Origin of the sequence: Kitasatospora cystarginea (genome assembly GCF_039533515.1) — a bacterium.
Classification (GTDB): Bacteria; Actinomycetota; Actinomycetes; order Streptomycetales; family Streptomycetaceae; genus Kitasatospora; species Kitasatospora cystarginea.
In genome coordinates this window covers 88,775-113,708 of record NZ_BAAATR010000005.1, presented here as the reverse complement: position 1 = coordinate 113,708, position 24,934 = coordinate 88,775, and the positions used below count along the sequence as shown (strand labels likewise).

General features: G+C 70.9%; 20 protein-coding genes. 12 read left to right on the top strand and 8 right to left on the bottom strand.

The window, feature by feature from the left end; translation table 11 throughout:
- Window position 1: 1 nt before the first annotated feature.
- Entirely contained in the window at window positions 2–982 is a 981-nt protein-coding gene (locus tag ABD369_RS07860) for an aldo/keto reductase (protein WP_344635516.1), read from the bottom strand.
- Between the two features lie 354 nt (window positions 983–1,336).
- On the opposite strand from ABD369_RS07860, the gene ABD369_RS07855 reads away from it, so the two are divergent.
- Window positions 1,337–2,383 (top strand): LLM class F420-dependent oxidoreductase, encoded by a 1,047-nt coding sequence (locus ABD369_RS07855; RefSeq protein WP_344635515.1) that lies wholly within the window; start codon window positions 1,337–1,339, stop codon window positions 2,381–2,383.
- 59 nt (window positions 2,384–2,442) lie between these two features.
- Here the strand turns inward: ABD369_RS07855 and ABD369_RS07850 are convergent, their stop codons facing one another.
- Window positions 2,443–3,423 (bottom strand): magnesium and cobalt transport protein CorA, encoded by a 981-nt coding sequence (locus ABD369_RS07850; protein ID WP_344635514.1) that lies wholly within the window; start codon window positions 3,421–3,423, stop codon window positions 2,443–2,445.
- Window positions 3,424–3,586: 163 nt separating this feature from the next.
- On the opposite strand from ABD369_RS07850, the gene ABD369_RS07845 reads away from it, so the two are divergent.
- The 4 genes from ABD369_RS07845 (at window position 3,587) to mshC (ending at window position 7,359) form a co-directional block, all read left to right on the top strand.
- Window positions 3,587–4,282: a histidine phosphatase family protein gene (locus tag ABD369_RS07845; RefSeq protein ID WP_344635513.1), complete on the top strand. Its 696-nt coding sequence runs from the start codon at window positions 3,587–3,589 to the stop codon at window positions 4,280–4,282.
- Between the two features lie 217 nt (window positions 4,283–4,499).
- Window positions 4,500–5,072, top strand: coding sequence for a DUF3090 domain-containing protein (locus ABD369_RS07840; protein ID WP_344635512.1), 573 nt, complete (start codon window positions 4,500–4,502; stop codon window positions 5,070–5,072).
- 110 nt (window positions 5,073–5,182) lie between these two features.
- Window positions 5,183–5,980 carry an SCO1664 family protein gene (locus ABD369_RS07835; protein WP_344635714.1) on the top strand — a complete coding sequence of 266 codons (798 nt, stop codon included), beginning with the start codon at window positions 5,183–5,185 and terminating at the stop codon, window positions 5,978–5,980.
- 149 nt (window positions 5,981–6,129) lie between these two features.
- Window positions 6,130–7,359 (top strand): cysteine--1-D-myo-inosityl 2-amino-2-deoxy-alpha-D-glucopyranoside ligase, encoded by a 1,230-nt coding sequence (gene mshC / locus ABD369_RS07830; protein ID WP_344635511.1) that lies wholly within the window; start codon window positions 6,130–6,132, stop codon window positions 7,357–7,359.
- 190 nt (window positions 7,360–7,549) lie between these two features.
- Here the strand turns inward: mshC and ABD369_RS07825 are convergent, their stop codons facing one another.
- From ABD369_RS07825 to ABD369_RS07815, 3 genes are all read right to left on the bottom strand, one after another.
- Complete coding sequence (locus tag ABD369_RS07825; RefSeq protein WP_344635510.1) at window positions 7,550–8,524, bottom strand: PAC2 family protein; 975 nt, start codon at window positions 8,522–8,524, stop codon at window positions 7,550–7,552.
- Between the two features lie 205 nt (window positions 8,525–8,729).
- Entirely contained in the window at window positions 8,730–9,554 is an 825-nt protein-coding gene (locus ABD369_RS07820; protein ID WP_344635509.1) for an SGNH/GDSL hydrolase family protein, read from the bottom strand.
- Window positions 9,555–9,658: 104 nt separating this feature from the next.
- The gene (locus tag ABD369_RS07815) at window positions 9,659–10,636 is read right to left on the bottom strand and encodes a glycoside hydrolase family 18 protein (protein WP_425557554.1); all 978 of its coding nucleotides are present in this window, start codon (window positions 10,634–10,636) and stop codon (window positions 9,659–9,661) included.
- A gap of 222 nt (window positions 10,637–10,858) precedes the next feature.
- Here ABD369_RS07815 and metH point away from each other — a divergent pair, with 222 nt between their 5' ends.
- From metH to ABD369_RS07800, 3 genes are all read left to right on the top strand, one after another.
- On the top strand, window positions 10,859–14,359 hold the full coding sequence (gene metH / locus ABD369_RS07810; protein WP_344635507.1) for a methionine synthase: 3,501 nt from the start codon (window positions 10,859–10,861) through the stop codon (window positions 14,357–14,359).
- Between the two features lie 133 nt (window positions 14,360–14,492).
- Window positions 14,493–15,197, top strand: a complete 705-nt coding sequence (locus ABD369_RS07805; protein ID WP_344635506.1) for an HAD family hydrolase — start codon at window positions 14,493–14,495, stop codon at window positions 15,195–15,197.
- A 407-nt stretch (window positions 15,198–15,604) separates the two neighbouring features.
- The gene (locus ABD369_RS07800) at window positions 15,605–17,221 is read left to right on the top strand and encodes an ABC transporter substrate-binding protein (RefSeq protein ID WP_344635505.1); all 1,617 of its coding nucleotides are present in this window, start codon (window positions 15,605–15,607) and stop codon (window positions 17,219–17,221) included.
- A 91-nt stretch (window positions 17,222–17,312) separates the two neighbouring features.
- Here ABD369_RS07800 and ABD369_RS07795 read toward each other — a convergent pair whose 3' ends face one another.
- Both ABD369_RS07795 and ABD369_RS07790 read right to left on the bottom strand, forming a co-directional pair.
- On the bottom strand, window positions 17,313–17,984 hold the full coding sequence (locus tag ABD369_RS07795; protein WP_344635504.1) for a response regulator: 672 nt from the start codon (window positions 17,982–17,984) through the stop codon (window positions 17,313–17,315).
- On the bottom strand, window positions 17,985–18,938 hold the full coding sequence (locus tag ABD369_RS07790) for a RecB family exonuclease (protein ID WP_344635503.1): 954 nt from the start codon (window positions 18,936–18,938) through the stop codon (window positions 17,985–17,987). It abuts the gene before it with no gap.
- 374 nt (window positions 18,939–19,312) lie between these two features.
- Between ABD369_RS07790 and ABD369_RS07785 the strand changes: the two genes are divergently transcribed.
- The 3 genes from ABD369_RS07785 to ABD369_RS07775 all read left to right on the top strand — a co-directional run bounded on the left by ABD369_RS07785 (window position 19,313) and on the right by ABD369_RS07775 (window position 22,351).
- A complete protein-coding gene (locus ABD369_RS07785; RefSeq protein ID WP_425557561.1) occupies window positions 19,313–20,437 on the top strand; it encodes a site-2 protease family protein in 1,125 nt (374 codons plus the stop codon).
- Between the two features lie 81 nt (window positions 20,438–20,518).
- On the top strand, window positions 20,519–21,475 hold the full coding sequence (locus ABD369_RS07780) for a tRNA (adenine-N1)-methyltransferase (protein ID WP_344635502.1): 957 nt from the start codon (window positions 20,519–20,521) through the stop codon (window positions 21,473–21,475).
- A gap of 273 nt (window positions 21,476–21,748) precedes the next feature.
- Complete coding sequence (locus ABD369_RS07775) at window positions 21,749–22,351, top strand: hypothetical protein (RefSeq protein WP_344635501.1); 603 nt, start codon at window positions 21,749–21,751, stop codon at window positions 22,349–22,351.
- A 94-nt stretch (window positions 22,352–22,445) separates the two neighbouring features.
- Here the strand turns inward: ABD369_RS07775 and ABD369_RS07770 are convergent, their stop codons facing one another.
- The gene (locus ABD369_RS07770) at window positions 22,446–22,733 is read right to left on the bottom strand and encodes a ferredoxin (RefSeq protein ID WP_344635500.1); all 288 of its coding nucleotides are present in this window, start codon (window positions 22,731–22,733) and stop codon (window positions 22,446–22,448) included.
- Window positions 22,734–23,015: 282 nt separating this feature from the next.
- On the opposite strand from ABD369_RS07770, the gene arc reads away from it, so the two are divergent.
- Window positions 23,016–24,782: a proteasome ATPase gene (gene arc / locus ABD369_RS07765; protein ID WP_344635499.1), complete on the top strand. Its 1,767-nt coding sequence runs from the start codon at window positions 23,016–23,018 to the stop codon at window positions 24,780–24,782.
- Window positions 24,783–24,934 lie beyond the last annotated feature (152 nt).

Sequence of the window (24,934 nt, the reverse complement as noted above, 5' to 3'; positions counted from 1 at the left end):
CTCACAGCTCCGTCCACCCCTGGTCGGGGTAGCGGTGTACCGGCGCCGAGACATCGTCCAGCGCACCTCGAATCTCCTCCGGAAGCGTAAGCGCCTCCACTGACAGCGCCGCGCTCAGCTGTGCGGCGGTACGGGCGCCGACCAGGGCGCTCGCCACTCCGGGCCGGTCCCGGACCCACGCCAGGGAGACCGCGAGCGGGCTGCTGGCGAGGCCGCCGGCGGCAGTGGCCAGGGCGTCCACGATGCGCCGGGACCGTTCGCCGAGGTAGGGCTGGACGAAGCCGGTGAGGTGGGGGGAGGCGCCGCGCGACTCGGGCGGTACGCCGTGCCGGTACTTGCCGGTGAGCACGCCACGGCCGATCGGCGAGGAGGCGAGCACACCGATCCCGGCGTCCAGCGCGGCGGGCAGCACCTCGCGCTCGATGCCGCGCTGGAGCAGCGAGTACTCCATCTGGGTGCTCGCCAGCGGTACCCGTTCGGGGTGGGCGAGTTGCCAGGTGGCGGCCTTGGCGAGCTGCCAGCCGCTGAAGCCGGCGACCCCGGCGTAGCGGGCGCGGCCGGAACTGACGGCCAGGTCGAGGGCGTGCAGGGTCTCCTCGGTGGGGGTGGCCGGGTCGTACGCGTGGACCTGCCAGAGGTCGACGTGGTCGGTGCCCAGGCGGCGCAGTGAGGCGTCCAGGGCGGCGAGCAGCCAGCCGCGGGAGGTGTCGAAGCGGCGGTCGGGGTCCGGGGTGCTGCCCGCCTTGGTGGCGATGACCAGCTCGGAACGGGGGATCAGGTTCTCGGTCAGCCGGGAGAGCAGGTACTCGGCGCCACCGTCTGCGTAGACGTCGGCGGTGTCGATCAGGGTGCCGCCCGCGTCGACGAAGACCTTGAGCTGCTCGGCAGCCGCGATCTCGTCGGTGTCCCGGCCCCAGGTCATGGTGCCGAGGCCGAGCCTGGACACCCGCAGCCCGGTCCGGCCGAGGTGACGCTTTTCCATCGGGCAGAGCCTCCGTCAGCTGGTAAACGCGCAGGTGGGAAGGGTTCTTCCCCCGTTGGGCTGAGCGTAGCGGCCACTTCCCTGGCTACTCGGCAGACCCGCAGGAGCGGGGATGGTGCGGCGTGACGCAGCCCACATCTACCGGCTAGTAGCCTGACCTGCGAGCCCCCGGTTACGCTCGGCCGACACGGACGCGCGTCCACCGGAACACCAGCCCGGGCACGCCGCGCGCCACCGCGACCACCGGAGGGCGTGCGCGCGAAGCAGCGGACGCGGCCGTGGGAAGCACCGCCGTACCGAACGCGGCCGGGCGGAAGACCGACCGGACCGGAGCGACCTGAAGGGCTTGGCAGCATGCGACTCGGCATCAACCTCGGCTACTGGGGACTCGGCATGGACGCCGACAACATCGCGGTGGCCCAGGAGGCGGACCGCCTCGGCTACTCGGTCTGCTGGGCCGCCGAGGCGTACGGCTCGGACGCCGCCACCGTGCTCAGCTACGTCGCCGCGAAGACCGAGCGGATCGACGTCGGCTCGGCGATCTTCCAGATCCCGGCCCGCACGCCCACCATGACCGCGATGACCGCCGCCACCCTGGACACCCTCTCCGGCGGCCGCTTCCGGCTGGGCCTCGGCGTCTCGGGCCCGCAGGTCTCCGAGGGCTGGTACGGAGTCAAGTTCGACAAGCCGCTGGCCCGCACCCGGGAGTACGTGGAGATCATCCGCAAGGCGATGTCCCGGGAGCGGCTGGTGCACGAGGGCACCAACTGGACGCTGCCGCTGCCCGGCGGGCCGGGCAAGCCGATCAAGCTCACGGTGCACCCGGTGCGCGAGCACATCCCGCTGTACATCGCCGCGATCGGCCCGAAGAACCTGGAACAGACCGGCGAGATCGCCGACGGCTGGCTGGGCATCTTCTTCGCGCCCGAGCACGCCGCGCTCTCCCTCGAGCCGCTCAGGGCCGGCCGCGCCAAGGCGGGGCAGACCCTGGACGGCTTCGACCTCTGCCCGACGGTGGCCATCTCGCCCGGTGAGGACGTCAAGGCAGCCGCCGACTCGCAGCGCTCCTACACGGCGCTCTACATCGGCGGCATGGGCAGCAAGGAGAAGAACTTCTACAACCAGCTCACCCGTCGGATGGGTTACGAGCAGGCCGCCGACGAGATCCAGGAGCGCTACCTGGCCAAGGACTACGCGGGTGCCGCCGCCGCCGTCCCGTACGACCTGATCGACGCCACCTCGCTGCTGGGCCCCACGGCCCGGATCGCCGACCGGATGCAGGCGTACGCCGACGCCGGGGTCACCACGCTGACGCTGGCACCGGCCGGGTTCACCCTGGAGGAGCGGATCGCCGCGCTCCGCACCGGCGTCGAGGCCCTCGAACTGGCGGGCCTCGCCTGAGGTCCGGGGGCGCGGGGAACCGCGCCCCCGCCCCGGTCCGCCTCGACCGGGCAGGGGAGTCACAGCCAGCCGCTGCGTTTGAAGACGCGGTGGAGGACCACGCAGACGCCGGTCATCAGGGCGAGTGCGGCCGGGTAGCCCCAGGGCTGGCGCAGTTCGGGCATGTGGGTGAAGTTCATGCCGTAGATGCCGGCGATCATGGTCGGCACGGCCGCCAGCGCCGCCCAGGCCGAGATCTTCCGCATGTCGTTGTTCTGCTGCACGCTCACCTGCGCGAGGTTGGCGTTGAGGATGTCCGAGAGCAGCCGGTCCAGTCCGTCGACCATCTCGTTGACCCGGGCCAGGTGGTCGGCCACGTCACGCAGGTAGGGCCGCAACTGCTGCGGCACGCACTCGATGTCGCCGCGGGCGAGCCGGAGCACCGGATCCTGCAGCGGGGCGGTGGCCCGGCGGAAGGTCATCACCTGGCGTTTGAAGGCGTAGATCCGCTCGGCGGTGTCCGCCGACGGGCGGCCGGGGGCGAAGACCCCGGCTTCCAGTTCGTCCAGGTCGGCCTGCAGGGCGGCGGCGACGTCGAGATAGCCGTCCACCACCAGGTCGGCGATGGCGTAGAGCACGGCGACCGGGCCGGCGGCGAGCAGCGCGGGGTCCTGCCCCATGGCGGTGCGCAGGCCCGAGAGCGGACTGTCCGTGCCGTGCCGGACCGTCACCACGTACGAGTCGCCGACGAAGAGCATCAGTTCACCGACGCTGACCGCCCAGCCCTCGGGGTGGTAGCCGATCGTCTTGAGCACCATGAACAGCGAGCCCTCGTACCGCTCCAACTTCGGCCGCTGGTGCGCCCGCACGGCGTCCTCGACGGCGAGCGGGTGGAGGCCGAACTCCGCGCTGACCAGGTCCAACTCCTCAGCGGTGGGCTCGAACAGGCCGACCCAGACGAACCCGTCCCCGGCGCTCCGGGCGACCTCCAGGGCGTCCGAGAGGTCCGCGGGCCCCTGACTCCGGTGGCCGTCACGGTAGATGGCGCTATCGACGATCATCCGGCCATTGTGGCGGCTGCCCGCCCGACACCGGATGACCGCGGAGTCGGCGGCGCGGACGGCGACCGCCGGACTCCCCGGGCCGCCCGGCGGGCCGGGGAGGAGGCCCGTCACGCCGTACGGGCGGGCCACGCGCCCGGCCCGAGGCCGTAGGCTGGGCCCCATGCCCACGCTGCTGCTCGTCCGCCACGGTCGTTCCACCGCCAACGCCGCCGGGATTCTCGCCGGTTGGACGCCGGGGGTGGAACTGGACGACACCGGACGCACCCAGGCCGGGGGGCTGGCCGACCGGTTGGCGGGCATCGCGCTGGCGCAGGCGGTGAGCAGCCCGCTGGAGCGCTGCCGCCAGACCCTGGAGCCGCTGCTGGCGGCCCGGCCCGAACTCGGTTCGGCCGCACTGGACGAGCGGCTCGGCGAGTGCCACTACGGCGACTGGACCGGCCGGCCGCTGGCCGAGCTGGCCACCGAGCCGCTCTGGCGCACCGTGCAGGACCACGCGGCGGCGGCCGCCTTCCCCGGTGGTGAGTCGCTGCGCGAGCTGAGCCACCGCACCGTGACGGCCGTCCGCGAGTGGGACGAGAAGATCGCCGCCGAGCACGGACCCGACGCGGTCTGGGTGGCCTGCTCGCACGGCGACGTGATCAAGGCCGTGCTGGCGGACGCACTGGGCCTGCACCTGGACCACTTCCAGCGGATCTCGGTCGAACCCTGCTCGGTCAGCGTGATCCGGTACACCTCGCGGCGCCCGTTCGTGCTCCGGGTCGGCGACACCGGCAGCCTCGCCTCGCTCGCCCCGCGCCCCGACACGCGCACGCCCCGCGGCGACGCGGTGGTCGGCGGCGACACCGGTACCGGCTGAACCGGGCCGACTGCGGAACCGGCCGACCCGGCACGGCGAACGGGGACCGACCGGTACGAGCCCGGACACCGGGTGTGCGGTGCATTCGCCGCCCGTCAGGTGCGGCGGAACTGACATCCGGCTGACTGCTCCGCACCTGACCCACCGAGGCGGGCATGCAGGCCGTAGGGTGGCACATAAGCCCTTGACCGACCCATCGTGAACCCGGAGCGAGAGAGTGCCTCGTCAGGTCTACTTCTACGACCAGCCCGAGCGGTTCGTAGCCGGCACCGTCGGCCAGCCCGGCCAGCGGGCGTTCTACCTGCAGGCCAGCACCCGGGGGCGGATCACCAGCGTGCTGCTGGAGAAGGCCCAGGTCATGGCGCTGGCCGAGCGGGTCGACCAGGTGCTGGACGAGGCGCTGCGGCGCAGCGGCGGCTCGGCGTCGATCCCCGCCATCGCCCCGGCCGAGCTGATCGACACCGCGCCGCTGGACCTCCCGCTGGAGCAGGAGTTCCGGGTCGGGACCATGGCGCTCGCCTGGGACAGCGCGGACGAGTGCCTGGTGGTCGAGGCCCAGGCTATGGTCGAGGACGAGGGCGAGGACGAGGAGGCCGACGAGCGGCTGTTCGAGGACGAGGAGCACGGCCCCGACATGCTCCGGGTGCGGCTCTCCGGCGCGATGGCCCGGGTCTTCGCCAAGCGTGCGCTGGACCTGGTCGCGGCCGGCCGCAAGCCGTGCCCGTTCTGCAACCTCCCGCTCGACCCGGAGGGGCACCTGTGCCCGCGCGCGAACGGCTACCGGCGCTGAACGGCGACCAGGCTCCCGTCCGGGAGGCCGCGGCCGGGCAGCCGGACGAATCGGAGGGGCCACAGGACACCTCGGGCGTGCCGTTCGCGGATCCGGTGGGCAGCGCCGCCCTGGCGGCCGATGCCGGCACGGCGCTGCACCTGCTGCGTGAGGGCGGGCTCACCGTCCACGGCCGACTCACCGACGCCTCCAACGCCGTGCTGTACTGCACCGCGACCCTGGACGGGCTGACCGCGCCCTGCGTCTACAAGCCGGTCGCCGGGGAACGCCCGCTGTGGGACTTCCCCGACGGCACCCTGGCCGGGCGCGAGGTCGCCGCGTACGAGGTCTCGGCGGCCACCGGCTGGGGGCTGATACCGCCGACCGTGCTGCGGGACGGCCCCCACGGCTGCGGCATGGTCCAGCTCTGGGTGGAGCCGGATCCGGCGGCCGAGGAACTGCTGGCACTGCAGGACCCGGCCGGCCCCGAGCCGGGCTGGCTGCCGATCGTCCGGGCCGAGGTCGGTCCAGGCCGCGTCGCGCTGCTGGTGCACCGGGACGACGAGCGACTGCGCCGGCTCGCGGTGCTGGACGCGGTGCTCAACAACGCCGACCGCAAGGGCGGTCACTGGATCCCGGCGGCCGACGGGCGGCTCTACGGGATCGACCACGGGGTGACCTTCGCGGTCCCCGGCAAGCTGCGCACCCTGCTCTGGGGCTGGGCCGAGCAGCCCGTGGCCGAGGAGGCGCTCGACGTCCTGGCCCGGCTCGCGGATGATTTGGACGGTGCGCTGGGCGAACGTCTGCGTCCGCATCTCACCGACGCCGAACTGACCGCCGCCGCGGAGCGGGTGGACGTGCTGCGCCGCACCGCTCGGCACCCACTGCCGTCTCCTGACTGGCCGTCGATTCCCTGGCCGCCGGTCTGAGGACCGCTGCCGCCCCGACGGCGGGTCCGCTGTTCCACGTGTCGGGACGATCCTGGGTTGTGATCGAACCTGATCGATTAGAAGCTGATTCTGGCCGATCTTGGTAACTGGTTAGCCTTTCAAATGATCGCAAGGTTAGAGTCGGTCCCATGCATGCCTGGCCCGCCTCCGAGGTTCCCGCCCTGCCCGGTCAGGGGCTCCCGCTCCGTATCCACGACACCGCCACCGGCGGAGTCCGGAAGGTGGTGCCGCAGGACGGCACCGCTCGGATCTACGTCTGCGGCATCACCCCCTACGACGCCACCCACCTGGGACACGCCGCCACCTACACGGCGTTCGACCTGGTGCAGAGGGTGTGGAAGGACGCCGGCCACGACGTCCTCTACGTCCAGAACGTCACCGATGTCGACGACCCGCTGCTGGAGCGGGCCGTGGCCACCGGCATGGACTGGACGGTGCTCGCCGAGCGTGAGACCGCCCTGTTCCGCGAGGACATGACCGCCCTGCGGATGCTCCCCCCGGCCCACTACATCGGCGCGGTCGAGTCCATCCCGTGGATCGTCCCGCTGGTCAAGAAGCTGCTGGCGAGCGGCGCCGCGTACGACCTGGACGGCGACATCTACTTCTCCGTCGAGTCCGACCCGCACTTCGGCGATGTCTCCGGGCTCGACCGCGAGGCCATGCTCCCGGTCTTCGCCGAGCGCGGCGGCGACCCGGACCGCCCCGGCAAGAAGCACCGCCTCGACCCGCTGCTCTGGCTGGCCGCCCGCGAGGGCGAGCCCGCCTGGGACACCGAGCTCGGCCACGGCCGCCCCGGCTGGCACATCGAGTGCGTGGCGATCGCCCTGCAGTACCTCGGGATGTCCTTCGACATCCAGGGCGGCGGCAGCGACCTCTCCTTCCCGCACCACGAGATGGGCGCCTCGCACGCCCACGTCGCCACCGGCGCCCACCCCTACGCCCGCGCCTACGTGCACGCGGGGATGGTCGCCCTGGACGGTCACAAGATGTCCAAGTCCCGCGGCAACCTGGTGTTCGTCTCCGCGCTGCGCCGCGACGGCGTCGACCCGGCGGCGATCCGGCTGGCGCTTCTGGCCCACCACTACCGCAGCGACTGGGAGTGGACCAAGGACGACCTGGACGGCGCCGTGGACCGGCTGGCCCGCTGGCGCGCCGCGGTCTCCCGTCCGGACGGCCCGTCGGCCGAGGCGCTGCTCGCCGAGGTCCGCGCCGCCCTGGCCGAGGACTTGGACGCGCCCGCCGCGCTGGCGGCCGTCGACCGCTGGGTCGCGCAGCAGGCCGAGACCGGCGGCACCGACACCGGGGCGCCCGGACTGGTCTCGCGGACGGTGGACGCCCTGCTCGGCGTCGCCCTCTAGGGGTCTTCCCCGGGAACGGTCCGCCTCCGGGAACGGTCCGCCTCCGGAAACCGACAGAGCGCGGGGAGCCGTGCTGCCGACCACGCACCTTCGCGGAGGTGCCGGCAGCGCGGCTCCCCGCGCCCCGTCGTGCGTGCGGACCCGGGCGCACGGAGGCGGACAGCCGCCTGAGCGGACCCGGGTGCCGGGCTCAGTCCTCGTCGTCGTCGCTGTCCTCGTCCGAGTCCTGAGGCTCCTCCGGCTGCTTGGTCTCCTTGGCGCCGGACTCGCTCGGGCGTTCCGCCGTGGCGTGGCCGACGGCCGGCTTCTCGCCGGTCGGGCCGAGGTTCTCCCGGCGACGGAGATAGCGCTCGAACTCCCGGGCGATGGCGTCGCCGGACGCCTCCGGCAGATCGGCGGTGTCCTGCGCCTCCTCCAACTGCTGGACGTACTCGGCCACCTCGCTGTCCTCGGCGGCCAGCTGGTCCACCCCGAGCTGCCAGGCGCGGGCGTCCTCGCTCAGCTCGCCCGGCGGGATCCGCAGGTCGAGCAGGTCCTCCAGCTTGTTGATCAGCGCCAGCGTGGCCTTGGGGTTGGGCGGCTGCGCCACGTAGTGCGGCACCGCCGCCCAGAGCGTCACCGCCGGGACACCGGCGTGCGCGCAGGCCTCCTGGAGCACGCCGACGATCCCCGTCGGGCCCTCGTACCTGCTCTCCTCGAGGTCGAGCCGGCGGGCGAGCGCCGCGTCCGAGGTGACGCCGCTGACCGGCACCGGCCGGCTGTGCGGGGTGTCCCCGAGCAGTGCGCCGAGGATCACCACCAGCTCGACGCCCAACTCGTGGGCGAACCCGAGCAGTTCGTTGCAGTACGAGCGCCAGCGCATGCTCGGCTCGATACCCCGGACCAGTACCAGGTCACGGGTGGTGGGCTCGGTGACCCGGACCACCGACAGGCGGGTGGTCGGCCAGGTGATCCGGCGCACGCCGCCGTCCAGCCACACCGTGGGCCGGTTGACCTGGAAGTCGTAGTAGTCCTCGGCGTCCAGTGCGGCGAACACCTTGCCGCCCCAGGTCTCGTCCAGATGCCCGACCGCTGCCGAGGCGGCGTCGCCCGCGTCGTTCCAGCCCTCGAACGCACAGACCATCACCGGGTCGATCAACTCGGGAACATCTTCCAGCTCGATCACCCAGTGTCTCCCTCCGGTCGGTCAGCGGCCCGCCCCGCGTCGCCGGTACGGCCTGTCCGTCCACGGGAACTGACGGCTGGCTGCCGACTGCTGAACCTTCTCCACCTGGAACTGCCCGTTCCATGGTCCCTACCTGCCCAGCCTACGGGCTTTGATGCCTGTCCTGTGACGGCAGGGGCCGGTCCGCCGGACAGCGGGTGCGGGTTCAGCCGGCGAGCGCCGCCGAGACGGGCGGGAGATAGCCCCGGGCCTGGCCGGTCGCGGTCGGGTGGAAGGACTCCCAGTAGGCGGGTACCACGAGCCGCCTGATCCACTCCTGGCCGCCGTCGGCGCACACGCCGTGGCCGGCGAAGGCACCGCGTACGTCGGCGAAGTCGAATCCCTGCTTGGTGGACTGAGTGCGGATCAGATCATCTAGCCGGTCCGTCAGGGCGTTGAACCGGTCGCGCCGGGCCGGGGTGCCGACCGAGCAGGGGACGGAGCCGTGCTCCAGCAGGCGCGGATAGCCCGCGACCACCACCTTCGCCCCCGGAGTTGCCCCGGCGATCGCCCGGTAGGTCTGCGCCAGTTTGCCGGGCAGCTCGTCGCGCAGTCTGCGCTCGGACTCGGCGATCGCCGCATCGCAGACCCGCTCGGCGGTGAGGGGCAGGAGGCAGGAGGCGATCGCCTTGCCGAAGCCCAGGTCGTTGCCGCCGATGGTGACGGTCGCGAGCGTGGTGCCGGAGGCCAGCCTGGGCAGCTGGTCGCGCACCACGTCGTCGGTGGTGGCCCCGCTGCAAGCCACGAAGCCGGATCCGGTCCCCGGGTGGCCGCCGGCCCAGAGCGGGCCGTAGGCGAGTCTGCTGCGATGGCAGTCCCCGCTGGCCGGGTCGTACGAGCCGGCGCCGAGCCCGGCGGAGAACGAGTCCCCGAGTGCGACGTAGTTGGTCACCGACCTGGTGGCGGGTGTCGCGGCGGCGGGTGTCGCGCCCAGGGCGAGTGGCAGGGCGAGCGGCAGGGCGGTGGCGGCGGCGAGCAGGCGGCGGCGCATGGCGGTCCTCCGAGCATTCGACGGGCACGGAATGTGACGTGTCGAATGCGGATGGTAGTGGCCAGGTCGCGTCCTGCCGCGCAGGGCGCGAGGGGGCGCCGCCCTCAGGCCGCACACCAGCCGCTTCGGTACGCGGCCCAGTCCGCTGCGGTGGCGGAGAAGTCGGCGTACAGCGCCAGGCCGAAGGCCTGCCGGTCGTTGCGGCCCAGCGCCAGCCGGGCGCCCCGGACCGCCGCGGTCACCGTCTCGGCTGAGCCCCGGTGCCCGAAACTGTCGTCCCAGTACGCGGGCAGGCCCATCAGCAGATCGACCCCGGGCGGGGTGGCCTCGAGTGCCAGCGCGGTCTGCTGGGCGACATAGCCGCCGTAGAGCGACTCCAGCGGCATGGCGGTGTCGTACGACATCACCGCGATCTGCTCCACCCGCCTGGCGACCTGCGCGAAGTACGCCTGCGACCACCACTTGCCGTGGCCGGCGAGCGCGATGCCCGCCGAGTGCAGTCCGGGCAGCGGGTCGATCTGCGGCGCGGCCACCGAGAGCTGCGCGTGGCGCTCGGCGGTCACCGCGTGCGCCTGGTCCAGCAATGCGAGGAAGCCGGCGGAATCGGAGCGGACCGGCTCCAGGTCGAAGTGGACGCCGTCGAAGCCGAGGTCGAGCACCTGCCGGGCGGAGTCGGTGATCCGGTTCCGGGTCTCGGCCTGGTCCAGGCGCAGCCCGTTCTCCTCGGGCGCCACCACATTGCCCAGCCAGGCCTGCACCCGCAGCCCGGGCGCCGCCTGGTGGACGGCCGCCACGAGCCAGGCCGCCTTCGGGTGCTTGGCGCCATCCAGCGAGCCGTCGTCGCCCAGCGGACCGGTGTGCACGTAGAGGTCGCGGATACCGGTGCCGGCCAGCTGCCGCGTCAAGGAGACGAGGTCGGCGTCCCCCTTTCGGCCGTCCACCCACGCGTGGCCGAGCCAGACCGCGTCATGTCCTCGGGTACGCGCCTCGGCAGGCGGTTCCCCCGTGTACTGCAGGCGCAGTGCGGCGGCGGCCGAGGCCGGAGGTATCAGCAGCACGACCAGTCCGAGCAAACTCGCCACCAACGTCCTTCGCCCTCGTGACCACCCCCGCCACCTGCGTCGCCAGGCGCCTGCGCGGTTCTTCCCCGTGTCCATTGATCCACTCCCCTCCGACCGAGGGGACGCTCACGATTCGAAACAGGTTCTGTGCCCGGGCAGGTGTCCGGATACGCTGGCGGCGTGCGTCCCCAAACACCGGAGGGGACGCATAGCCGACAGCCGTCGCACCCAGGGAGTAGCCCCATGGCCACAGTCGTCCCCTCGTCCGCTCAGCAAGATCGCGCGAATGCCTTGCGCGAAGCCCTCGCGACCCGTGTGGTGGTCGCGGACGGGGCGATGGGCACGATGCTTCAGGCGCAGGATCCGACGCTGGATGACTTCCAGCAGTTGGAGGGGTGCAACGAGATCCTGAACCTGACCCGTCCGGATATCGTGCGTTCGGTGCATGACGCCTACTTCGCGGTGGGCGTGGACTGCGTGGAGACCAACACCTTCGGGGCGAACCACGCGGCGCTGGGGGAGTACGGGATCTCGGAGCGGATCTTCGAGTTGTCGCAGGCGGGCGCGCGGATCGCCCGTGAGGCGGCCGATGCCCACGACGACGGCCGTACCCGCTGGGTGCTGGGTTCGATCGGGCCCGGGACGAAGCTGCCGACGCTGGGGCACGCGCCGTATGAGGTGTTGCGGAACGGGTTCGAGCGGAATGCGGCGGGTCTGATCGCGGGTGGTGCGGATGCGCTGCTGGTGGAGACCAGCCAGGATCTGCTGCAGACCAAGGCGGCGATCCTGGGGTGCAAGCGCGCGCTGGCGGAGGCGGGTCTGGACCTGCCGGTCCTCGTCCAGGTCACCGTCGAGACCACGGGCACGATGCTGCTCGGCTCGGAGATCGGGGCGGCGCTGACGGCGTTGGAGCCGCTGGGCGTGGACTACATCGGGCTGAACTGCGCCACCGGCCCGGCCGAGATGAGTGAGCATCTGCGGTACCTGGCCAAGAACGCGCGAATCGGCCTGTCGTGCATGCCGAACGCGGGTCTGCCGGTGCTGGGCAAGGATGGTGCGCACTATCCGCTCAGTCCGGTGGAGTTGGCGGACGCGCACGACACGTTCACGCGGGAGTACGGGCTGTCGTTGGTGGGTGGGTGCTGCGGGACGACTCCGGAGCACCTGCGGGCGGTGGTGGAGCGGGTGCAGGGCCAGCCGGTGGTCTCGCGTGATCCGCGGCCGGAGCCGGCGGCGTCGTCGTTGTACCAGTCGGTGCCGTTCAGGCAGGACACCTCGTACCTGGCGATCGGTGAGCGGACGAACGCGAACGGGTCGAAGAAGTTCCGCGAGTCGATGCTGGCGGGGGATTGGCAGGCGTGTGTGGAGATCGCCCGGGAGCAGATCCGGGACGGTTCGCACATGCTCGATCTGTGCGTGGACTATGTCGGCCGTGACGGTGTGGCGGACATGCGGGAGGTCGCGGGTCGGCTGGCGACCGCTTCGACGCTGCCGATCGTGCTGGACTCGACCGAGCCGGACGTGCTGCGGGCGGGGCTCGAGGCGCTGGGTGGCCGTGCGGTGCTGAACTCCGTCAACTACGAGGACGGGGACGGGCCGGGAACGCGGTTCGGCCGGATCGCGTCGTTGGCGCGGGAGCACGGCGCGGGGCTGATCGCGTTGACGATCGACGAGGAGGGTCAGGCCCGTACGGCGGAGAAGAAGGTCGCGGTCGCGGAGCGGCTGATCGCGCAGCTGACGGGTGAGTACGGGATCGACGAGGGCGCGATCCTGGTGGACTGCCTGACGTTCACGCTGGGCACGGGCCAGGAGGAGTCGCGGCGGGACGGGATCGAGACGATCGAGGCGATCCGGGAGCTGAAGCGCCGCCACCCGGGGGTGCAGACGACGCTCGGACTGTCGAACATCTCCTTCGGGCTGTCGCCGGCGGCGCGGCAGGTGCTGAACTCGGTGTTCCTGCACGAGTGCGTCGAGGCCGGGCTGGACTCGGCGATCGTGCACGCCTCGAAGATCCTGCCGATCGCGCGGATCCCGCAGGAGCAGCGTGAGGTGGCGCTGGATCTGGTCCACGACCGGCGGCGGGAGGGGTACGACCCGCTGCAGCGGCTGCTGCAGTTGTTCGAGGGCGTGTCGTCGGCGTCGTTGAAGGCGTCCAAGGCGGAGGAACTGGCGGCACTGCCGCTGGAGGAGCGCCTGCAGCGCCGGATCATCGACGGTGAACGGGGCGGCCTGGAAGGTGACTTGGACGAGGCGATGGCCTCCCGTCCGGCGTTGGAGATCATCAACGACACGTTGCTGTCGGGGATGAAGGTGGTCGGTGAGCTGTTCGGTTCGGGGCAGATGCAGTTGCCGTTCGTGCTGCAGTCCGCCGAGGTGATGAAGGCCGCGGTCGCCCATCTGGAACCCCACATGGAGAAGTCCGATTCAGAGGGCAAGGGCACGATCGTGCTGGCCACGGTCAAGGGCGACGTCCATGACATCGGCAAGAACCTGGTCGACATCATCCTGTCCAACAACGGCTACAACGTGGTGAACCTGGGCATCAAGCAGCCCGTCGCGGCGATCGTGGACGCGGCCCGGGAACACAACGCGGACGTGATCGGCATGTCCGGCCTGCTGGTGAAGTCCACCGTGATCATGAAGGAGAACCTGGAAGAGCTCAACCAGCGCGGACTGGCCGCCGACTTCCCCGTCATCCTCGGCGGCGCCGCCCTCACCCGCGCCTACGTCGAACAGGACCTCCACGCCATCTACCAAGGCGAAGTCCGCTACGCCCGCGACGCCTTCGAGGGCCTCAAGCTGATGGACGCGCTGGTCGCGGTCAAGCGCGGAGTACCGGGTGCCGGGCTGCCCGAGCTCAGGCAGCGCCGGCACGCCCGGGTCGAGGCGGTGGAGGAGCCGGAGGAGAACCTCGGGCAGATCCGCTCCGACGTGGTGGTCGACAACCGGGTTCCGGCCCCGCCGTTCTGGGGGGACCGGATCGTCAAGGGCATCCCGTTCGCGGACTACGCGTCATGGCTGGACGAGGACGCGCTGTTCAAGGGGCAGTGGGGTCTGAAGGCCTCCCGCAGCGGTGACGGCCCCAGCTACGAGGAGCTGGTGGAGACCGAGGGCCGTCCGCGGCTGCGGATGTGGCTGGACCGGCTGCAGACCGAGGGCTGGCTGGAGCCGGCGGTGGTCTACGGCTACTTCCCGGCCGCGTCCAAGGGCGACGACCTGATCGTCTACAACGAGGACGGCTCCGAGCGCACCCGGTTCACCTTCCCGCGGCAGCGACGCGGGCGCCGGCTGTGCCTGGCGGACTTCTTCCGCCCGGAGGAGTCCGGTGAGAAGGACGTGGTGGGCCTGCAGGTGGTCACCATGGGCAACCGGATCTCCGAGGCCGCGAACGAGCTGTTCGCCGCCAACGCCTACCGGGACTACCTGGAGTTGCACGGCCTCTCGGTCCAACTGGCCGAGGCGCTGGCCGAGTTCTGGCACGCCCGGGTCCGCTACGAGCTCGGCTTCGGCGACGAGGACCCCCAGGACGTGAAGGACATGTTCGCCCTGAAGTACCGGGGCGCCCGCTTCTCCCTCGGCTACGGCGCCTGCCCCGAGCTGGAGGACCGCGCCAAGATCGCCGACCTGCTGCGGCCCGAACGGATCGGCGTGGTGCTCTCGGAGGAGTTCCAGCTGCACCCGGAGCAGTCCACCGACGCCATCGTGATCCACCACCCCGAGGCCAAGTACTTCAACGCCCGGTAACCCGGGAGCTGCATTCCGTTCGCCTCATTCCGGCGGACGGGGCGTATCCTGGATCATCCTGACGGGCCGGTCCGCTCACCAGCGGACCGGCCTGTGCCATCTCCAGGCTCCGTGACCGGAAGGACCTTCCGCCATGACCACCATCTCGACCGCCACCACGGGACTCGACCACAGCAGCGGTCAGGGCCTCCAGGCGGTGCTGCTGGACATGGACGGGACCTTGGTGGACACCGAGGACTTCTGGTGGCAGGCGGAGTTCTCGCTCTTCGCCGAGCTGGGCCATGAGCTCACCGACGCGGACCGGGCCCATGTGGTCGGCGGCCCGATGAGCCGGGTGATCGACTACTTGCTGGCCAGAACCGGCGTGGACCTGGCCCCGGCAGACCTCACGGTGCTGATCAACCAGCGCTTCGTGGACCTGCTGGCGGGCGGCGTCCCGCTGATGCCCGGTGCCGAACGGCTGCTCAACACCCTGAACGCGCACGGCATCCCGGCCGCGCTGGTCTCCGCCTCGCACCGTCACATCATCGACATCGTGCTGCAGAGCCTGGGCGCCCAGCACTTCGCCTTCTCGATCGCCGGCGACGAGGTCGCCAGGACCAAGCCGCACCCCGACCCCTACCTGGCCGCCGTCACCCGCTTCGGCGCCGAGCCGGGCCGCTGCGTGGTGGTCGAGGACGCACCGCTCGGCGTCCAGGCCGGGCAGGCCGCGGGCTGCCCGGTCATCGCGGTGCCCTCGGTCGCGCCGATCGAGCCGGGCCCCGGACGCACCGTGCTGAGCTCCCTGGAACAGGTCGATCTGGAGCTGCTGCGCTCGGTGGTCGCCGCCCGGGTCTGAGGCGGTGCTCATCCTGGGCTGACGCACCGTCGTCGCCCGGCGAAGTTACTTATCAGAAACTTACACCCGGTTGGAATGTGAGCTTGCTCTCTCGTCAAAGAGGGAGAAATGGGACATTGTCTGACAAGTTTTCGGCCGGGCGGCACTGACCGGCCGTCTGATGTCCAAAGTGTTCACTTGCAGGTGTAATTCGGACATGTTTGATATGGCACGCTACATCTCAACCAGTGTCCCCACGAACAGCTGCTCGAAAACTCCTCGTCGTGCCCTCGCCATCCACGGGTGATCCCGTCCGATGTGCCGACGGTGCGGTCGTACGGACCCCGTAGGCGCTGCCTCATCCCGGCGCGTCAGGCGGCAGCCTCCGGCATCCCAGGCCGGCCCGCAGCAGAAGGAAACGTATCCGCATGACCTCTGGTAATCGACTGGCCGTGCTCGGGTGTGCCGTGCTGGTCGCGACCACCGCAGCAGGCTGCGCCTCGGCCACCAAGGCCGTCACGGGCGGCTCCGGGAACGGCCCGATCACGATGGGTACGGTCAACACCACCACGGTGCTCGACCCGGCCGGTGCGTACGACTCGGGCTCCTGGCTGCTGTTCGACAACGTCTTCCAGTCGCTGCTGAAGTTCCCCGAGGGTGCCACCACGCCGCAGCCGGACGCGGCGAAGTCCTGCGCCTTCACCGGGTCGGACGCGCTCACCTACGAGTGCACCATGCGCGACGGGCTCAAGTTCTCCAACGGGCATCCGCTGACCAACGAGGACGCCGTGTTCTCGGTGCAGCGCATGCTGAAGATCAAGGACGCCAGCGGCCCGGCCACGCTGCTCTCCACCATCAAGTCGGTGGAGACCAAGGGCGACACGGGTGTGGTCATCCACCTGAAGACCCCGGACGCGGTGCTCCCGGCCAAGCTGGCCTCGGCCGCCGGGTCGATCGTGGACCACCAGGTCTTCCCCGCTGACCACCTGCTGTCGAACGACAAGATCGTCGGCTCGGGGCCCTACAAGATCGACTCGATCGAGGACCTGGCGGGCAACGACTCCCACGCGCTGGGCAAGGTCGCCCTCTCCGCCAACAGCCAGTACGGCGGCGACGCCAAGCTGCAGAACAACAAGTTCGTGGTCCGCTTCTACAACAGCGCGGACGACATCAAGACGGCCCTGGACAAGGGCGACATCGACCTGGTCGACAACAACAGCCTCGACCCGGCCGTCTCCGCCAAGATGGAGACCGATCAGCAGGCCGGCAAGGGCGACTACAAGGTGGCCGAGGGGGACAGCGGCGAGAGCCGCTACCTGGCCTTCAACACCAAGGACAGCACTGTCGGCAACCAGGCCGTCCGGCAGGCGGTGGCGCAGCTGATCGACCGCAAGGCGCTCGCCGGCAACGCGTACGCCGAGACCGTCCAGCCGCTCTACTCGCTCATCCCGGCCGGGATCACCGGGCACAACACCTCGTTCTTCGACAAGTACCAGGACCCGGACGTCAACAAGGCGAAGCGGTACCTCGCCGGAGCCAAGCTCCAGACCCCGGTTCCGATCAAGCTGAACATCACCTCGTCCAGCAGCCGCTCGGGCGACCGTGAGATCAACGAGATCAAGAGGGAGCTGGAGGACGGCGGCCTGTTCCAGGTGACCGTCCAGCAGGAGAAGGACTTCAAGAAGTACCAGGACGGCTGGAGCTCCGGCTCCTACCAGGCCTACCTGGTGAGCTGGACCCCCGACTACCCGGACCCGGACGACTTCGTCTCCCCGCTGCTGGTCGACGGCGGCGTCTTCCACACCGGCTGGGACGACCCGAAGATCTCGCAGCAGCTGGTGCCGGACAGCATCAAGCAGACCGACCGCACGGCCGGCGGCAACTACACCCAGGTCCAGAACATGATCGCGGACCAGGCGCCGCTGATCCCGCTGTTCCAGAGCAAGGCGTTCTACGTCTCGCGCAACAACATCACCGGTGTCGAGACCACCGTCGACACCACGGGTGTGTTCCGTCTCTGGGACATCGGCCGCACCAAGAAGTGAGCTGACAGCGCGGTGAGTTGACCGCGGACGGCGAAGGGCGGCCCCTCCTCCGGGAGGAGAGGCCGCCCTTCGCCGTCCGATGCCGGCGGGGTCAGAGCGTGCCGGGCCGGACCAGGCCGCTCTCGTACGCGTACACCGCAGCCTGCACCCGGTCACGCAGCTGGAGCTTGGTCAGCACATGACCGACGTGGGTCTTCACGGTGGTCTCGCTGACGAACAGCTCACCGGCGATCTCCGCGTTGGACAGTCCCCGGGCCACCAGCTTGAGCACTTCCATCTCGCGCTCGGTCAGCGCGGTCAGCGCCTGCGGCGGCGCCTCGTCGCCGGACGGCAGCTTGGTGGCGTACATGTCCAGCAGTCGGCGGGTGATGCTCGGGGCCAGCATCGCGGCACCGTCCGCGACCACCCGGATCGCCTGCACCAGTTCCTCGGCCGGGACGTCCTTGAGCAGGAAGCCGCTGGCCCCCGCGCGCAGTGCCTCGACCACGTACTCGTCCAGGTCGAAGGTGGTCAGCACCAGCACCTTGACCGGACCGTCCCGGCCGGGACCGGCGATCCGGCGGGTGGCCTCCACCCCGTCCATCCGGGGCATCCGGATGTCCATCAGCACCACGTCGGGCTGGAGCGCCCGTACCTGCTCCAGCGCCTGCTGACCGTCCCCCGCCTCGCCGACCACCACCAGGTCGGACTCGGCCTCCAGAATCATCCGGAAGCCGGTGCGCAGCAGCGGCTGGTCGTCCACCAGCAGGACTCGGATCGTCACCTACGACTCCTTGTTGCTTTCGTCGCTCTTGAGCTCGTTCGGTCTTGCCGGCTCGCCAGGGCCGGCCGGGTCCGCGGGGCCGCGCTCGGGGCCCGTCAGGACCGGCAGGGGGTACGGCGGGGGAGTGCCGCCGAACTCCGGGCAGCTTGCCTGATGGTCGCACCAGTCGCACAGCCGATTTCGGGTGGCCGGGAACCGGCCGGTGGCCACCGCGCTGGAGATCGCCTCCCAGAGCGCCTCCAACTTCCGCTCCACCGCCAGCAGATCGGCCTCGTCCGGGTCGTACGTGACCACGTCGCCCCCGCCGCCCAGGTACACCAGCTGGAGCCGCCTGGGGATGACGCCCTTCCAGCGCCACACCACCAGGGCGTAGAACTTCATCTGGAACATGGCCTTGCCCTCGAAGTCCCGCGAGGGCGCCCGGCCGGTCTTGTAGTCCACCAGCCGGACCTCGCCGGTCGGTGCCACATCGACCCGGTCGATGTAGCCGCGCAGCAGCAGACCGGACCCCAGCACCGTCTCCACGTACAGCTCGCGCTCCACGGGGTGCAGCCGGGTGGGGTCCTCCAGCCGGAACCACTGGGCCAGCAGCTTCTCCGCGTCGCCCAGCCAGCGGGCCACCGCGTTGCCGTCCTCGTCGTCCGGGAACAGCCCGGCGAGCTCCGGGCGCTCGGACAACAGCCGCTGCCACTGCGGGCGCAGCAGACCCAGCGCACGCTCCGGGGTCCGCTCGGCCGGGGCGTGGTCGAAGAGGCGCTCGAGCACCGCGTGCACCACCGTGCCCCGGGTCGCCGCCGCGCTCGGCGGCTCGGGCAGGCGGTCGATCACCCGCAGCCGGTAGAGCAGCGGGCAGGTCATGAAGTCGCCCGCCCGGGACGGGGACAGCCCGGTCGGCGCCACGGCCTGCCGGGGCACGCCGGGCGCGGTGAGCTGAGCGGTGTCGGTCTGGTGCATGCCCCCGACCCTATTGCCCCGCGCTCACATCTCGCTGCCAAGCCGCTGACACGGGGCTCCCGCCCGGATGCCGCTGCCGGGCCCGCCGCACCTCCTGTCCCGCACACCCGGCTGATCGGGCGCAGCCCCGCGCCGCCGCGCGGGTGCAAGCTTGCTGTGTGAGCAGGAGTGCCGACGGCGGGGTATGACCCCGGTAGCGAGGGGCGCACGGGGTTTTCCGATGGAGATCACGTAGCGTGGGCGCACAGTGGGGGGACTCGACGACCGACGAAGGGGCCACGGTGAGTGACATCAGGGGGCAGCAGACCTCCGCGCAACCGCCGACCGACGGGAAGGGGACGCCCGGCGGCCCCGGGCGGCCCGGCGGGATCCGGATGGGCCGTCCCTTCGGCGTGCCGATCTACGTCACGCCGTCCTGGTTCGTCATCGCCGCGCTGATCACCTGGATCTTCGGCAGCCAGCTGTCCACCGTCCTGCCCGAACTGGGTCGTGTCCGCTACCTGGTGTCGCTGTCCTTCGCGATCGCCTTCTACGGCTCGGTACTCGTCCACGAGTTGGCGCACACCCTGGTCGCGCTGCGGTACCGGCTCGGTGTCCGCCGGATCCAGCTCCAGTTCTTCGGCGGGGTCTCCGAGATCGAGAAGGAGGCCGAGACCCCGGCCCGCGAGTTCTGGCTGGCCTTCGTCGGACCGCTGCTCTCGCTGGCGCTCGGCGGGGTGTTCTACCTCGCCCTGCTCGCGGTCGAACCGGGCACCGTACCCAGCGTGCTGCTGGCGGGGCTGATGGTGAGCAACCTGGTGGTGGCCGCCTTCAACCTGCTGCCCGGGCTGCCGTTGGACGGCGGCCGGATGCTGCGCGCCGTGGTCTGGGGCATCACCGGCCGCCCGATGGCCGGGACGGTGGCCGCCGCCTGGGTCGGCCGGGGACTCGCCCTGCTGGTGCTCTTCGGTCTGCCGATGGTCGCCGCCTCGCGCGGGGTGGACCGCACCGCGACCGACAGCCTGATCGACGGCGCGCTCTCCGCCCTCCTCGCAGTGATCATCTGGAACGGTGCCAGCGGCGCCCTCCGCAACGCCCGGCTCAAGGAGGTGCTGCCGGGCCTGCGGGTCAGCGAACTGGCCCGCCGCGCGGTCGAGGTCGCCGCCGACACCCCGCTGGGCGAGGCGCTGCGCCGGGCCCGGGAGGCCGAGGCCGGCGCGGTCGTGGTGGTGGACGGCCGGGGCGAGCCCACCGCACTGGTCAAGGAGTCCGCGGTACAGGCCGTCCCGGAGCACCGCCGCCCCTGGGTCGCGGTCGGCCCGCTCGCCCGCACCCTGGAGCCCGGCCTGTGCCTGAGCCTGGACCTGACCGGCGAGGAACTGCTGGCCGCGCTGCGCCGCACCCCCGCCAGCGAGTACCTGGTGGTCCGCCCGGACGGCAGCCCGTACGGGGTGCTCGCCCTCGCCGACATCGAACGCCGCCTCACCGCCGCCGTCGCGGGGCGGCCGTCCTCTCCCTGAACCGACAGCCGGGAGCGCTCCCGAGGACGGTGGACGATCACGTGGTCGGCGGAGCGTTCCGATTCCCTTAGGATTGTCCGCATGTCCGAACCGACCGGTGCCACCCGCCGACGCGGGCCCTTCCAGGTCGGGGACCAGGTTCAGCTGACCGACCCCAAGGGTCGCCACTACACGTTCACGCTCCAGGCCGGGAACCAGTTCCACACCCACAAGGGTGCGTTCCCCCACGACGAGCTGATCGGCGCCCCCGAGGGCACTGTCGTGCGTACCACGGGCAACGTCCCGTACCTCGCGCTGCGCCCCCTGCTCCCCGACTACGTCCTGTCCATGCCGCGCGGCGCCGCCGTGATCTACCCCAAGGACGCGGGGCAGATCCTGGCGATGGCCGACATCTTCGCGGGCGCCCGCGTGGTCGAGGCCGGCGTCGGCTCCGGCGCACTCTCCACGTACCTGCTGCGCGCGGTCGGCGACACCGGCATGCTCGCCTCCTACGAGCGCCGCCAGGACTTCGCCGACATCGCGCGCGGCAACGTCGAGCGCTACTTCGGCGGCCCGCACCCGGCCTGGAAGCTGACCGTCGGCGACCTCCAGGACAGCCTGGTGGAGACCGACGTCGACCGGGTCATCCTCGACATGCTGGCCCCCTGGGAGTGCCTGGACGTCGCCTCCAAGGCGCTCGTGCCCGGCGGTCTGATCTGCTGCTACGTGGCCACCACCACGCAGATGTCCAAGACCGTCGAGGCACTGCGCGAGCACGGCACCTTCACCGAGCCGCAGGCCTGGGAGACCATGGTCCGCACCTGGCACCTGGAGGGCCTGGCCGTCCGCCCGGACCACCGGATGATCGGCCACACCGGCTTCCTGCTCACCGCTCGCCGGCTCGCGGACGGCGTCGAGCCGCCGCTGCGCCGCCGCCGCCCGGCCAAGGGCGCCTACGGCGAGGACTACGACAGCGGAGCCCCGGAGGCGACGCTGCAGGAACGTGCCGCCGCCCGTCGGGCCGCCCGCAATGCGGCCGAGGAGCCCGATCTCGGCTGAGAAGTGCCCCGACAGGGGCGCGGAGGAGTTTTCCGGGGGCGCGGGGAACCGCGCTAATCGGAAGAAATCGGTCCGGTGCTTTTCCACCGGAAAGCAAGGTGCACCACCCGCCGAGAGGTCGGGTGGTGCACCTTACTCGTCTGTCCCGGCTGAACCGGGTCGTCTTCCGCATCGCGCGGTTCCCCGCGCCCCTCGTGCTTCCCCGATTGCGACGGAGTGCGCCGGATGTGGGACGATGCTGCCTCACACCACCACCGTGGAGGGGACTGCCCGGTGCAGGAAGCGGACGAGACGGTGCACCAGATCCCGGCGAAGAATCAGATCGACCAGAACGCGCACGCCAGGCCCCGGCATTGGGCGTTGGTGGCCGTGGCCTGCGCCGTGGTCGTGGGCGGCACACTGGTCGCCACCCCGGCCCAGGGCCGGCCGACCCCGAGCCCGGCCGGTCAGCCGGCCGAGGCGCTGGCGGCGGCCGCGGCACCGGATCCGGCCAAGGCCCAACTGCCACTGGACTGCGGCCCGTTCCCGGTCACCATCGCGCTGAGCTTCGGCACCAGGCTGAACGGCGTGCCGAGCACGGTGGCCGCCGCCCACTGCGCGGCCCCGAACGGCACCCCGAGCGATGCCGTCTTCCTGCTCACGGCCGGCCCCGACGGCCGCCCGACCGTCCGGGCGAGCCTGCTCACCGAGGCCGACCGGCTCACCGTCACCGCCCTCAAGGTGCGCAGTGACGGCACCATAACGGGCCACGCCAAGGGCTATTCCAGCGACGAGGTCCCGCGCTTCGCCCCCGACCTGGTCCTCAGTCTCAGCTGGACCCGGCACGGCGCCGGGTGGACCCGTACCGAGACCAAGGCCCCCGCGAGCCAGGCCTGACGCCGCCCAACCGCCAACCGGTCACGGCCGGTTGGCGGCTTCCAGGTGCAACTCCCGCCGCGACCGTGCCTGCTGGACGCCACGGCGGCGCCGGCTACTCGGCCTCGGGCCCGTAGACCTCGACCCGGTCGGCGGCGCGGCGGACGTGGATGCAGTCACCGGGGCAGTCGCGGACGGAGTCGATCACGTCCTGAAGCAGCGTCAGCGGTACCGGAACACTCTCGCCCGGCTGTTGGCGGAGCTCGTCGTCCTCGCCCTTCACATAGGCGAGACCGTCGATGTCCAGCTCGAAGACCTCCGGTGCGTACTGCGCGCAGATACCGTCGCCGGTGCACAGATCCTGATCGATCCAGACCTCTAGCGCTTCGCCGGTGCCCGACATGTCCCCTGCCGTTTCTGTCGCTGGTCGCCCTTGATGGGGCATTCCTGCCATTCGTACACCGATCCGAGCTCCGCCATGGGTCACGATCGGATATTGACCTGACCGACGATACATCTGGTCCGCTTTGGGCGGTGCGCGGTGGGTATCTCCCTAGCAGAGGGGAAGCGTGCAAGGGCGGAGATCGGACACGCCCGTTCCATCTTTCTGATCTAGGGGTTTAGGGACCCCTGGGTGCAGGTAGGGTCTGGAAGCGTCCAGCTCCCCCCGGAGGAGGTGAGGACCGTGGCAGCCCACGATGACGATTACAACCGCAGCGCCGGCCGTCCCGCTCGTGGTTCCGACGAGGCCGCTCAGGTCTCGTACCTCGAGCAGGAGATTGCCGTCCTGCGTCGCAAGCTTGCCGACTCGCCGCGCAACTCGAGAATCCTCGAGGACCGCATCGTCGAGCTCCAGACCAATCTGGCCGGAGTAACCGCCCAGAACGAACGGCTCGCTTCCACGCTGCGCGAGGCCCGCGACCAGATCGTGGCCCTCAAGGAGGAAGTCGACCGGCTCGCCCAGCCGCCCGCCGGATTCGGCACCTTCCTCGGCGCCAACGAGGACGGCACCGCCGACATCTTCACCGGTGGGCGCAAGCTCCGTGTCAACGTCAGCCCGAGTGTCGAGCTCGACGAGCTGCGGCGCGGCCAGGAAGTGATGCTGAACGAGGCCCTCAACATCGTGGACGCGATGGCCTTCGAGCGCATCGGCGACATCGTCACCCTCAAGGAGGTCCTGGAGGACGGCGAGCGCGCCCTGGTCATCGGCCACACCGACGAGGAGCGGGTGGTCCGGCTCGCCGAGCCGCTGCACGAGCTCACCCTGCGGGCCGGCGACGCCCTCCTGCTGGAGCCCCGCTCCGGCTACGTCTACGAGGTCGTCCCCAAGGCAGAGGTCGAGGAGCTCGTCCTCGAAGAGGTGCCGGACATCGACTACCGGCAGATCGGCGGTCTGGCCAACCAGATCGAACAGATCCGGGACGCGGTCGAGCTGCCCTACCTGCACGCCGACCTGTTCAAGGAGTACGAGCTGCGCCCGCCCAAGGGCGTGCTGCTCTACGGCCCGCCCGGCTGCGGCAAGACGCTGATCGCCAAGGCGGTGGCCAACTCCCTGGCCAAGAAGGTGGCGGAGGCCACCGGTCGCCCGCAGGGCAAGAGCTACTTCCTCAACATCAAGGGCCCCGAGCTGCTCAACAAGTACGTCGGCGAGACCGAGCGGCAGATCCGCCTGGTCTTCCAGCGGGCCCGGGAGAAGGCGAGCGAGGGCACGCCCGTCATCGTCTTCTTCGACGAGATGGAGTCGCTCTTCCGCACCCGCGGCTCGGGCGTCAGCTCGGACGTGGAGAACACCATCGTCCCGCAGCTGCTGGCCGAGATCGACGGTGTCGAGGGCCTGGAGAACGTCATCGTGATCGGCGCCTCCAACCGGGAGGACATGATCGACCCGGCCATCCTGCGACCGGGACGACTGGACGTGAAGATCAAGATCGAGCGTCCGGACGCCGAGGCGGCCAAGGACATCTTCTCCAAGTACCTCAAGGACTCGCTGCCGTTCCACCCGGACGACCTCAGGGAGCACGACGACTCGGTCCCGGCGACGGTGGCCGCGATGATCCAGTCGGTCGTGGAGCGGATGTACTCGGAGACCGAGGAGAACCGCTTCCTGGAGGTCACCTACGCCAACGGCGACAAGGAAGTCCTCTACTTCAAGGACTTCAACTCCGGCGCGATGATCCAGAACATCGTGGACCGGGCGAAGAAGATGGCGATCAAGGACTTCCTCGAGAACGGCCAGCGGGGACTGCGCGTCTCCCACCTGCTCGCCGCCTGCGTCGACGAGTTCAAGGAGAACGAGGACCTGCCCAACACCACCAACCCGGACGACTGGGCCAGGATCTCCGGAAAGAAGGGCGAGCGGATCGTCTTCATCCGCACCCTGGTCACCGGGAAGCAGGGCGCCGAGTCCGGCCGCTCCATCGACACTGTCGCCAACACGGGGCAGTACCTGTAACGGTTCGAACCCACCGTCCGGCTGCACCGCTTCGAACGGTCGCAGCCGGACGGTTCGTCTCAGGACTAGGCTCGACCCATCATCGGCGGGAGGTCCGCCGCGGTGGTGTGTAGGCGGTACGTCAGTGCCAGGCCCGGCCGGGCAGGGCACCG

What these genes read in the sequence shown, in the direction of transcription:
- metH (WP_344635507.1), top strand. Translation starts at nt 10,859, where the DNA reads ATGGCCACAGTCGTCCCCTCGTCCGCTCAGCAAGATCGCGCGAATGCC.
- ABD369_RS07770 (WP_344635500.1), bottom strand. Translation starts at nt 22,733, where the DNA reads ATGTCGGGCACCGGCGAAGCGCTAGAGGTCTGGATCGATCAGGATCTG.
- ABD369_RS07855 (WP_344635515.1), top strand. Translation starts at nt 1,337, where the DNA reads ATGCGACTCGGCATCAACCTCGGCTACTGGGGACTCGGCATGGACGCC.
- ABD369_RS07850 (WP_344635514.1), bottom strand. Translation starts at nt 3,423, where the DNA reads ATGATCGTCGATAGCGCCATCTACCGTGACGGCCACCGGAGTCAGGGG.
- ABD369_RS07800 (WP_344635505.1), top strand. Translation starts at nt 15,605, where the DNA reads ATGACCTCTGGTAATCGACTGGCCGTGCTCGGGTGTGCCGTGCTGGTC.
- ABD369_RS07845 (WP_344635513.1), top strand. Translation starts at nt 3,587, where the DNA reads ATGCCCACGCTGCTGCTCGTCCGCCACGGTCGTTCCACCGCCAACGCC.
- ABD369_RS07790 (WP_344635503.1), bottom strand. Translation starts at nt 18,938, where the DNA reads ATGCACCAGACCGACACCGCTCAGCTCACCGCGCCCGGCGTGCCCCGG.
- ABD369_RS07785 (WP_425557561.1), top strand. Translation starts at nt 19,313, where the DNA reads ATGGGCCGTCCCTTCGGCGTGCCGATCTACGTCACGCCGTCCTGGTTC.
- mshC (WP_344635511.1), top strand. Translation starts at nt 6,130, where the DNA reads ATGCATGCCTGGCCCGCCTCCGAGGTTCCCGCCCTGCCCGGTCAGGGG.
- ABD369_RS07805 (WP_344635506.1), top strand. Translation starts at nt 14,493, where the DNA reads ATGACCACCATCTCGACCGCCACCACGGGACTCGACCACAGCAGCGGT.
- ABD369_RS07820 (WP_344635509.1), bottom strand. Translation starts at nt 9,554, where the DNA reads ATGCGCCGCCGCCTGCTCGCCGCCGCCACCGCCCTGCCGCTCGCCCTG.
- ABD369_RS07780 (WP_344635502.1), top strand. Translation starts at nt 20,519, where the DNA reads ATGTCCGAACCGACCGGTGCCACCCGCCGACGCGGGCCCTTCCAGGTC.
- ABD369_RS07860 (WP_344635516.1), bottom strand. Translation starts at nt 982, where the DNA reads ATGGAAAAGCGTCACCTCGGCCGGACCGGGCTGCGGGTGTCCAGGCTC.